Source organism: Streptomyces sp. BE303 (assembly GCF_036290945.1).
In the GTDB taxonomy this organism is placed as follows: domain Bacteria; phylum Actinomycetota; class Actinomycetes; order Streptomycetales; family Streptomycetaceae; genus Kitasatospora.
The window spans coordinates 1-9384 of the sequence record NZ_JAQYWZ010000609.1; the positions used below are offsets into that span (position 1 = coordinate 1).

A 9384-nucleotide genomic window follows, 5' to 3' on the forward strand; every position below is an offset into this window, starting at 1 on the left:
CCATGCAGCTGATGGCCGGCGGCGCCCGGGCCAACCTCGGCCGCGACACCGAGGTCGTGCGCGAGGCCCTCGTCTCGCTGGAGGGCTCCGGACGGATGGCCCTGCGCGAGATGCGCCAACTGCTCGACGTCCTGCGCGCCGACGACGAGCCGGAGACCGCGCCGTCGCTGCCCCAGCCCGGCGTCGACGACCTCGACCGTCTGCTGGACGAGTCCCGCCTCGCCGGACTGCCGACCGCGCTCGACGTCCGCGGGCCGCGGCGTCCGCTGCCGCCGACCGTCGGCCTCACGGTGTTCCGGGTCGTCCAGGAAGCCCTCACCAACACCCGCAAGTACGCGGGGCCGGCCCGCGCGACCGTCCGGCTGACGTACCGCGAGGACGGGATCACCGTCGAGGTGCGGGACGACGGCTGGGGCGTGCTGCCGCAGGACGGCGTCCGGGCGGCGGGCTCGGGCGGCTACGGCCTGGTGGGCATGCGCGAGCGTGTCACCCGGCACGGGGGCACCCTCACGGTCGGCCCGCAGGCTGACGGAGGCTTCGCCGTGGTCGCCGACCTGCCGCTGCCGCCCATCGGGGCGGCCGGGGCGACCGACGGGGCCGACGGGGCCGCGGCACCCGCCGGGCACGGGGCGGAACGCGCGGCGTCCACGCCCTGACCGACCCCGGGCCGCAGGCCGCGGGCCACGGACCCCGGACCGCCGGCACGGAGCACGGCCACGGCCCGCCACCACGGGATCGCGCCCCCCCGGCACCCGGTACCCGGCTGCGCGTGCGCGTCAGGCGACGGCCCGGGCGATGACGGTGACCGCCGTCTCGGCGAAGAAGAACCTGCCCTCGGCGGCCGCCAGGCGGACGGCCGCGTCCCAGTCCGCGACCTCCTGGGCGGAGACCGGCCCGCGCCCCGTGGCCGCGGCGCCGGACACCGCCTCGCGGATGTGGCCGATGCGGCGGGCGGCGTGGCCCTCCAGCACGGTCGAGGTGGTCACCAGGGGGACCACGTCCTCGACCACCAGCGGCGAAGTCCCGAGCAGGCCGGGGAGCTTCCGCCCGATCCGGCCGTCGACGTGCGTCATCCACGGCTGTTGGTCGTCGGTGAACGCGTGGCAGACGCGGCGGTCCAGCTCCCGGGGCGCGCCCGCGACCATCAGTGAGTCGAAGTCGACGTGGGCCACCACGGCGCGTCCTCCCGGGCGCAGCACCCGCGCCACCTCGCGAAGGAGCGCGGCCGGGTCCGCGAGGCACTCCAGGACGTTGTAGGAGACCACCGCGTCGACGCTGTCGTCCGCCAGGGGGAGCGGGCCGGACAGGTCGGTCACCCGCAGCTCGGCGCCGCCGGGGTGGTCGGCCAACAGCGTCCGGGCGGCCTCGACGTCGGCCGTCGACACGTCGAACCCGATCAGGCGGGCGGAGGGCAGCCGGCGGGCGAAGGCCGCGAGCGTGGGACCTCGCCCGCAGCCCAGATCCGCCACCCGGCCGCCCGGGGGCAACTGCGCGGAGTCCACCAGCAGCTCGTGTATCGCCTCGTCGGTCTCGGACACGGCTCTCCCCTTCGTCGGTCCGCGGGCCTGTCACCGGTCCGTCGTCCACGCGGGCCGCCGTCGCCGGGGGCAGCCGTCGCGGGGGTAGCCGTCCTCGTCCCGGTGGCTCGACGCCTCGGCGAGGGAAACCTATCCGAGACGGCGGCGGCTCCCCACCGGATTTCGGGGCTCCGCACCGAGCGGGCACCCGGCCGGTGCCGCCCGCCGACCACCTGCGGGAACGGGCAGTGGCCCGACGCGGGGCGCCGGGTCGCCGCCGCTCGGACCGCCGTCACCGCCCGCGCTCGGCGCCACCGCCCGTCTTCCCGCCCGTCGCGGCGTTCCCGTCGGTCGCCGCCAGCCGGGCCGCCGCCGCCTCCAGGAGCAGCTCCAGCGCGAACGGGTACCCGCTGCGCCGCATGTCCTGGGCCAGCAGGCCCGCGGTCGCGGCGATGTTCGGGTGGGTGGAGGCGTCCAGCCGGCCGTACCGCGCCTGCCAGACCTCCAGGTCGGCGGCCTGGGCCGCGGGCGGCAGGGCGAGCGCCGCGGCGTCGAGGGCCGCGAACGCGAGGCCCTGGTCGACGAAGGCGTGGTAGATCCGGACGGCCTCGACGTCCGGGAAGCCGGCGCCGCGCAGCACGCCGAGGATCCGCTCGACGGCCCGCATCTCGTGCTCGCGCCCGGTGGTCCGGTGGGCGGCGAGTATCGCGGCCTGCGGGTGGGTCTGGTAGGCGGCGTGCAGGCGCAGACCGATCTCGCGCAGATCGGCGCGCCAGTCGCCGGTGGGCCGCCAGCCCTTCTGGGCACGGCCGACGAACTCGTCGGCGAGGGCCAGCAGCAGGTCGTCGGTGCTGTGGAAGTACCGGTAGATCGCGCTCGGATCGGCGCCGAGGGCGGCGCCCAGGCGCCGGACGGTGAGCGCCTCGGCGCCGTGGTTGCCGACCAGCCGCAACGTGGTGTCGACGATCAACTGTTCGGACAGGACGACGCCCTGCTTGGTGGGTCGTCTGCGCCGCCGGTGCGGCTCCGGGACTACTCGCTCGGCCATGGCGGGAGCTTATGACAACGGCATTGACGTGTGAACGGGCCCGGCGGTTTCATGGCTCGCCAACCGGCCGTTCGGCCGAACCCCCCCACGATCAAGGCGGTGATCCTTTGGCCGGTACGTCCAAGGACACGGGTAACGGTCCGAGATTCGGCGCACCCGGCGCGACTGGAGCCCCCGGGTCCGCCGGTGCCACCGGTACCCCCGGCGGACCCGGAGCCCCCGGCGCGCCCGCGGCCATGCGCCGCTCCATCGGTATCGGTGGCAGCGTCACCATCGCGGCGACCTGTACCGCGGCCACCACGAGCATCGGCATCGGACTCGGTCTGACCGCCGGCGTGGTCGGCCTCCACCTGCCGGCCATCATGCTGCTGGCCTTCCTCCCGGTGCTCTGCATCGCCGGCGCCTACGGACGGCTCAACCGGGTCGAACCCGACGCGGGGAGCAGCTACAGCTGGATCGGCCGCACCCTCAACCCCTGGCTGGGCTTCCTGTCCGGCTGGGTCAGCGCCCTCGGCACCGTCGTCTTCATGGCGTACACCACGACGGTGACCGGCTCGGCGCTCGTCCAGCTGGCCGACCAGGCCGGCGTGCGCAGCGTGGCGGGGCTGCGGCTCGACCCGGAGTCCACCCTCCAGTGCACCCTGATCGGCCTGACCGTCCTGATCGGCGCCGCACTGGTCGCGGTACGCGGGCTCGACCTCGCGGCCCGGCTCCAGAAGTACCTGCTGGTCTTCGAGTACGCGGTGCTGCTCGCCTTCTGCGGCTACGGCCTGTTCGCGGGGGACCAGCCGTTCTCGCTCCAGTGGTTCAACCCCTTCGACATCCCGTCCCCCGAGGCACTCGCCCAGGGCATGGTGCTCGCCGTGTTCTGCTACTGGGGCTTCGAGTCGGTCTTCAGCGTCGGCGAGGAGGTCCGTCACCCGCGCGAGGCGTCCCGCGCCGGGTTCATCGCGCTGGCCATGATGCTGACGCTGTTCCTGCTCGCCGGCACCGCCTTCCAGCGGGTGCTCCCGCTCGACGAGCTGGCCGACAACGGCGCCCAGGGCCTGACGTACTTCGGTGCGAAGCTCGCCGACCAGCCGCTGGCCGCGCTCCCGCTGATCGCCCTCACCTTCTCGGCGGTCGCCTCGCTCCAGGCCTCCGTGATCCCGACCGCCCGCGGGATGTACGCGATGGGCCGCGACGGCACGCTCGGCCCGGTCTGGATGCGGCTGCACCCCAGGTACGGGACCCCGGCCGCCGCCACCCTCCTGATCACCGCGATCGCCGTCGTGCTCGCGCTGCTGTCGGTGTCCATCCCGGTCGTCAACGACCTGATCTCGGCCGCCGTCAACGCGATCGGCATCGTCGTGGCGCTCTACTACGCGCTCACGGCGATCGCCGCCGCCGTCCGCTTCCGGCACCTGCTGCGGACCGCACCGCTGGAGGGGCTGCGCGCCGTCGTGGCGCCGGTGGTGGGCGCGATCGTCCTGCTGGCCGTCGGCGGGTACCTCGTCCGGACGTTCTACGTCTCCACGGACCACTTCGAACTGGCCGCCGACAACGGCTGGTTCAACCTGATGGTGCCCGCGCTGATGATCGTCACCGGGCTGGTGGCCGCCGCGTGGGCCCGCTGGTACCGCCGATCGCCGTACTTCTTCCCCCACGCCGCCGACGCCGCCGCAGCCGACGGCCCCACCGGCCCGTCCGGCGACGGCCCGTCCGGCAACGCCACCACCCACGGCAACGCCACCACCCACGGCAGTGCCACCACCCACGGCAACGCCACCACGTCAGGGAGCGCCGCCGCCCGCGGCAACGCAGGCTGACCCGCCCGGCGCCCTGCGGTGGCCCGCGGAGCAACCGTCCGCGGGCCGCCGCGCCCCACCCCCGGCCGGGCAACCCCCCGACCTGTCACGACACCGACTTGGAGCACCACCCATGACCAAGGCCGATCTGCTCTTCACCCACGGCCCCGTCCACACCGGGGACCCGGCCCGCACCCGTGCGACCAGCCTCGCCGTCACCGGCGAGCGCATCACGGCCGTCGGCCACGACGAGGTGCGGGAGCTGATCGGACCGGGGACGGAGGTGGTCGACCTGACCGGCCGACTGCTGCTCCCCGGGTTCCAGGACGCGCACATCCACGCCGTCCACGGCGGCCAGGAGCTCGCCGACTGCGACCTGACCGGCACCCTGGGCGTCGAGGAGTACCTGCGGAGGGTGCGCGAGTACGCCGACGCCCACCCCGACCGGCCCTGGATCACCGGCAGCGGCTGGTCCCTGGAGAGCTTCGAGGGCGGTCTGCCCGACCGGCGGCTCCTCGACTCCGTCGTCCCCGACCGGCCGGTGTACCTGCTCAACCGGGACCACCACGGCGCCTGGGTCAACAGCCGGGCCCTCGAACTGGCCGGCCTCGACCGGAACTCGCCGGACCCGGCCGACGGCCGGATCGAGCGCGACGCCGACGGCACCCCGACCGGCGTCCTCCAGGAGGGCGCCACCGGGCTGGTCGCCCGCCTCGTCCCGGCCCAGACCGCCGCCGACCGGCTGGCCGGCCTGTTGCGGGCGCAGCGGCTGCTGCACTCCCTCGGCATCACCGGCTGGCAGGACGCGCTGCTCGGCGCCTTCAACGGCCAGCCCGACCCGTCCGACGCCTACCTCACCGCCGCCCGTGACGGCTCGCTGACCGCGCGGGTCACCGGCGCGCTCTGGTGGGAACGCGACCGGGGCGCCGAGCAGATCCCCGGGCTCGTCGCCCACCGCGAGGAGCTGACCGTGGGGCGGTTCCGCGCCCCCGCCGTCAAGATCATGCAGGACGGCATCGCGGAGAACTTCACCGCCGCCATGACCAGCCCCTACTTCGACGGCTGCGGCTGCGCCACCGGCAACAGCGGCCTGAGCTTCGTCGATCCCGTCGCGCTGCGCTCCTACGTCACCGAACTGGACGCGCACGACTTCCAGGTGCACTTCCACGCACTCGGCGACCGCGCGGTGCGCGAGGCGCTCGACGCCGTCGAGGCCGCCCGCGCCGCCAACGGGTGGCGGGGCACCCGGCACCACCTCGCCCACCTCCAGGTCGTCCACCCGGACGACCTGCCCCGCTTCGCGCGGGTCGGCGCGATCGCCAACATCCAGCCGCTCTGGGCCGCCCACGAACCGCAGATGGACGAGCTGACCATCCCGTTCCTCGGCCCCGAACGCGCCGCCTGGCAGTACCCGTTCGGCGCGCTGCAGCGGGCCGGCGCCACCCTCGCGGCGGGCAGCGACTGGCCGGTGAGCAGCCCGGACCCGATCGCCGGGATCCACGTGGCCGTCAACCGGATGGAGCCGGAGGCGACCGACGGCCGGGTCTTCCTCCCCGAGCAGCGGCTCGACCTCGCCTCCGCGATCGCCGCCTACACAGCCGGCGCGGCCCACGTGAACGGCCTCGACGACGCGGGCACCCTGCGGGCCGGCCACCTCGCCGACCTGGTGGTCCTCGACCGGGACGTCTTCACGGCCCCGGCCGAGGAGATCGCCCGGGCCCGGGTCCTGCGGACGTACGTCGGCGGAACGCTGGTCCACGCGGCCGACTGACCGTCAGGCCGCCCGGCCTCACGCGGCGGCGGACCGGCGGTCGCCGCCCCGCTCGTGCCCCGACACCTGGCGCTCCGTGGCCTCCACGTAGGCGCGGAGCGCCTGGCGGGAGCGGGTGAGGGTGTCGATGTGGTCGTCCAGCCCGCGCAGACGCGCACGCAGGGTGTCCAGCAGCTCGGGGCACGGCTCGAAGTCGGGGACGGCGCCCACGGCGCAGGGCAGCAGGTACGCGATGTCCTGCGAGGACAGCCCGGCGGCGAGCAGCCGTCTGATCTGGGTGACGGTCAGCACGTCGGCCTCCGCGTACTCGCGGTAGCCGTTGGGCCCGCGGCCGGGCCGCAGCATGCCCTGCGCCTCGTAGTAGCGCAGCTGGTGGGCGTGGACCCCGGTCCGCCGGCTCAACTCCCCGATCAGCACCTGCGTTTCCCCCTTGACCTTCACACCGGTATGAAGGTCCACGATTCTGCCATGACCATCGAGCACGCCGAGTACTCCGGGCGCACCCACCACCCCGAACGCACCCGCCACACCGCACACGCCGGGACGACCGGGACGACCGGCCCGGCCCGGAACGGGGGCCGGGCATGACGGCGACACCGTTCGACCCGCGCGCCCTGCTCGCGGTGAGCAGGCTCGGCGTGCTGGCGACCGTCAAGTCCGACGGCCGCCCGCAACTGTCGCCCGTGATGCCCTTCTACGACCGGGAGGCGGAGCTGCTGTACGTGTCGATGACGGAGGGACGCGCCAAGACGGCCAACCTGCGCCGGGACCCGCGCGCCGCACTGGAGGTGACCAGGGCGGACGGCATGGCCTGGGCCACCGCCGAGGGGACGGTGACACTCACCGGGCCGGGGAGCGATCCGCACGGGCCCGAGGCGGAGGCACTGGTCGACTACTACCGCCGGGCCTCCGGCGAGCACCCGGACTGGGACGAGTACCGGGCGGTGATGGTCGCCGACCGGCGGGTGCTGATGGTGATGAAGGTCGAGCACGTCTACGGCGCCGCACTGCGCTGACGGCACGGGCGGTTCCCGGGGCACGACCGCCACGGGAACCGCCCGCGGTCCGTCCCGAAGTCCGTCCCGAAGTCCGTCCCGAAGTCCGTCCCGAAGTCCGTCCCGTAGACCGCCCGCAGGCCGTGCCGGACGGACCGCGGGACCGGGAGCACGGTCCCGGGAAAGGGGCGGCCCGGACCCGGCTCCCGGTGTCGGGGTCGTTCTGGGCGTGGACGAATCGGTGGGGCGCCGCATGGTCCTCTGGAGACCGGCCGGGGAATCCCCCGGAGAGCCCCTCACCACAGGAGTCCCTTCCGTGAACGAGCATGCAGCGCACCGGTCCAGTTCCCGCCGGCAGCGTCCGGGCGGTCACCGCAGGACGGCGGCGGCGGTCGCCGTGGCCGTTGCGGCCGTGACGGCGGGCGCGCTGGTCCAGCCGGCGTTCGCGACGTCCCCGTCCCCGACGGCCACCCCCGAGAACGTCACGGCCGCCGCCCGGCCGGACACCGTGCAGAAGGGCCTGGACCGCCTGGTGCGCGAGGACGGCGTGCCGGGCGTACTGGCGGCGGTCAAGGGCCGCGACGGGCGCACCCGCAACTACACCGCCGGCGTCGGCGACCTGGCCACCCGCACGAAGGTGCCCGTCGACGGGCAGGTGCGGATAGGCAGCAACACCAAGACCTTCACCGCCGTGGTCGTGCTCCAACTGGTCGGCGAGGGCAAGGTCGAGCTCGACGCGTTCGTCGACACCTACCTGCCGGGCCTGGTACGCGGCGACGGCTTGGACGGGCGGAACATCACCGTCCGTCAGCTGCTCCAGCACACCAGCGGCCTCCCCGAGTACGTGGACCGCGACTTCGCCCTCTCGCACAAGGACTACTACTCCGAGCCCCGCGAGCTGCTCGACCGGGCCCTCGTCCAGAAGGCCCACTTCGCGCCGGGCACGAAGTGGGAGTACAACAACACCAACTACCTGCTGGCCGGCCTGATCATCCAGAAGATCACCGGCCGGCCCCTCGGCGAGGAGATCAACCGACGCGTCGTCGACCGTCTCGGGCTGCGCCACACCTACTTCCCCGCCCCGGGGGACCGGACCATCCGCGAGCCCCACCCCAAGGGCTACGCCCGGGCGACCGAGGACGGGCCGCTGCGCGACTACACCGAGCTGGACCCCTCCTGGGGATGGGCCGCGGGCGCGATGGTCTCCACCCCCGGCGACCTCAACCGGTTCTTCAGCGGGCTGATCGGCGGAAGGCTCCTCAAGCCCGAGCTGCTCGCCCAGATGCGGACCACGGTGCCGGCCCCCGAGATCGGCCAGGGCGTCGGCTACGGGCTGGGCCTGATCAGCACGCCGCTGTCCTGCGGCGGCGTGGCCTGGGGCCACGGCGGGACGATCCCGGGCTACCGGACCGGCGGCGGCGTGACCGAGGACGGCCGGGCCGTCAGCATCGCGGTGACCGTCCTCCCGACCCACGCGATCGACCAGCACGCGGACGCCCTGGTGGACTCCGCCCTGTGCCGCTGACACACCCGCCGGGCCCGGGGGCGACGCCGCCCCCGGGCCCGGCCTTTGCCCCGGGCCCGGCCTTTGCCCCGGGCCCGGTCTCTGCCCGAGGCCCGCGTCTCCCGGTTCAGTCGAGCGGCGGAAGCGGCAGACCGGCCGCCACCCGGAACCCGCCGCCGTCGAGGCCGCCGGCCGTCAGGCTGCCGCCGTGCAGGGCGACGCGCTCGCGCATGCCGGTCAGCCCGTACCCGCTGCGGTAGCCGTCCGACCCCCTCGCCCCCGCCGGCTCGCCCGCACCGAGCGAGACCCCCGCACCGACCCCGGCACCGACCGGGACCCCCGCTCCGTTGTCCCGCACCTCGACGCTCACCCGGTCCGGGTGGTACGTCAGCCGGACACGGGCCCGCGCCGGGCCCGCGTGCTTGCGGGCGTTGGTCAGCGACTCCTGCACGATCCGGTACACCGTCAGGGCGACGCTCGGCGGCAGCGGGCGCTCCCCGCCGTGCACGGCCAGCTCGGCGGGCAGGCCCGCGCGCTCCGAGTCCTCGACGAGCCGCCGCAGGTCGGCGATCCCGGGCTGCGGGGCGGCGGGGGAGCCGGTGGCCTCCTCGGGCTCGTCCCCGGCGCGCAGGACGTCGAGCAGTTGGCGCATCTCGCGCAGGGCCATCCGTCCGGAGCCCTCCAGCGAGACGAGGGCCTCGCGCACGACCTCGGTGTCGCGGCCGAGGTTGGCCCGGGCGCCGCCGGCCATCAGCTGCATGG

General features: G+C 75.0%; 9 protein-coding genes. 5 read left to right on the top strand and 4 right to left on the bottom strand.

Going from position 1 to position 9384, the window contains the following annotated elements:
* A partial coding sequence (locus PUR56_RS13860) for a sensor histidine kinase (protein ID WP_329949123.1) occupies positions 1 to 656 on the top strand: 656 nt, incomplete at its 5' end.
* A 120-nt stretch (positions 657 to 776) separates the two neighbouring features.
* On the opposite strand, the gene PUR56_RS13865 is transcribed toward PUR56_RS13860, so the two are convergent.
* Together PUR56_RS13865 and PUR56_RS13870 are read right to left on the bottom strand one after the other, a co-directional pair.
* Entirely contained in the window at positions 777 to 1538 is a 762-nt protein-coding gene (locus tag PUR56_RS13865) for a methyltransferase domain-containing protein (protein ID WP_329949124.1), read from the bottom strand.
* Between the two features lie 271 nt (positions 1539 to 1809).
* On the bottom strand, positions 1810 to 2565 hold the full coding sequence (locus PUR56_RS13870) for a TetR/AcrR family transcriptional regulator (protein ID WP_329949125.1): 756 nt from the start codon (positions 2563 to 2565) through the stop codon (positions 1810 to 1812).
* A gap of 236 nt (positions 2566 to 2801) precedes the next feature.
* Between PUR56_RS13870 and PUR56_RS13875 the strand changes: the two genes are divergently transcribed.
* Positions 2802 to 4373, top strand: a complete 1572-nt coding sequence (locus PUR56_RS13875; protein ID WP_329949126.1) for an APC family permease — start codon at positions 2802 to 2804, stop codon at positions 4371 to 4373.
* A gap of 112 nt (positions 4374 to 4485) precedes the next feature.
* The gene (locus PUR56_RS13880; RefSeq protein WP_329949127.1) at positions 4486 to 6123 is read left to right on the top strand and encodes an amidohydrolase; all 1638 of its coding nucleotides are present in this window, start codon (positions 4486 to 4488) and stop codon (positions 6121 to 6123) included.
* Between the two features lie 18 nt (positions 6124 to 6141).
* Here the strand turns inward: PUR56_RS13880 and PUR56_RS13885 are convergent, their stop codons facing one another.
* The gene (locus tag PUR56_RS13885) at positions 6142 to 6540 is read right to left on the bottom strand and encodes a MerR family transcriptional regulator (protein ID WP_329949130.1); all 399 of its coding nucleotides are present in this window, start codon (positions 6538 to 6540) and stop codon (positions 6142 to 6144) included.
* A gap of 167 nt (positions 6541 to 6707) precedes the next feature.
* Between PUR56_RS13885 and PUR56_RS13890 the strand changes: the two genes are divergently transcribed.
* Complete coding sequence (locus PUR56_RS13890; protein ID WP_329949128.1) at positions 6708 to 7139, top strand: PPOX class F420-dependent oxidoreductase; 432 nt, start codon at positions 6708 to 6710, stop codon at positions 7137 to 7139.
* Positions 7140 to 7434: 295 nt separating this feature from the next.
* A complete protein-coding gene (locus PUR56_RS13895; protein ID WP_443034492.1) occupies positions 7435 to 8643 on the top strand; it encodes a serine hydrolase domain-containing protein in 1209 nt (402 codons plus the stop codon).
* A gap of 106 nt (positions 8644 to 8749) precedes the next feature.
* On the opposite strand, the gene PUR56_RS13900 is transcribed toward PUR56_RS13895, so the two are convergent.
* On the bottom strand, positions 8750 to 9384 hold a 635-nt coding region (locus PUR56_RS13900), incomplete at its 5' end, for a sensor histidine kinase (protein ID WP_329949129.1).

Excerpts from the sequence above, each read along its gene's own strand:
- PUR56_RS13870 (WP_329949125.1), bottom strand. The coding sequence starts at position 2,565 with ATGGCCGAGCGAGTAGTCCCGGAGCCGCACCGGCGGCGCAGACGACCC.
- PUR56_RS13875 (WP_329949126.1), top strand. The coding sequence starts at position 2,802 with ATGCGCCGCTCCATCGGTATCGGTGGCAGCGTCACCATCGCGGCGACC.
- PUR56_RS13880 (WP_329949127.1), top strand. The coding sequence starts at position 4,486 with ATGACCAAGGCCGATCTGCTCTTCACCCACGGCCCCGTCCACACCGGG.
- PUR56_RS13890 (WP_329949128.1), top strand. The coding sequence starts at position 6,708 with ATGACGGCGACACCGTTCGACCCGCGCGCCCTGCTCGCGGTGAGCAGG.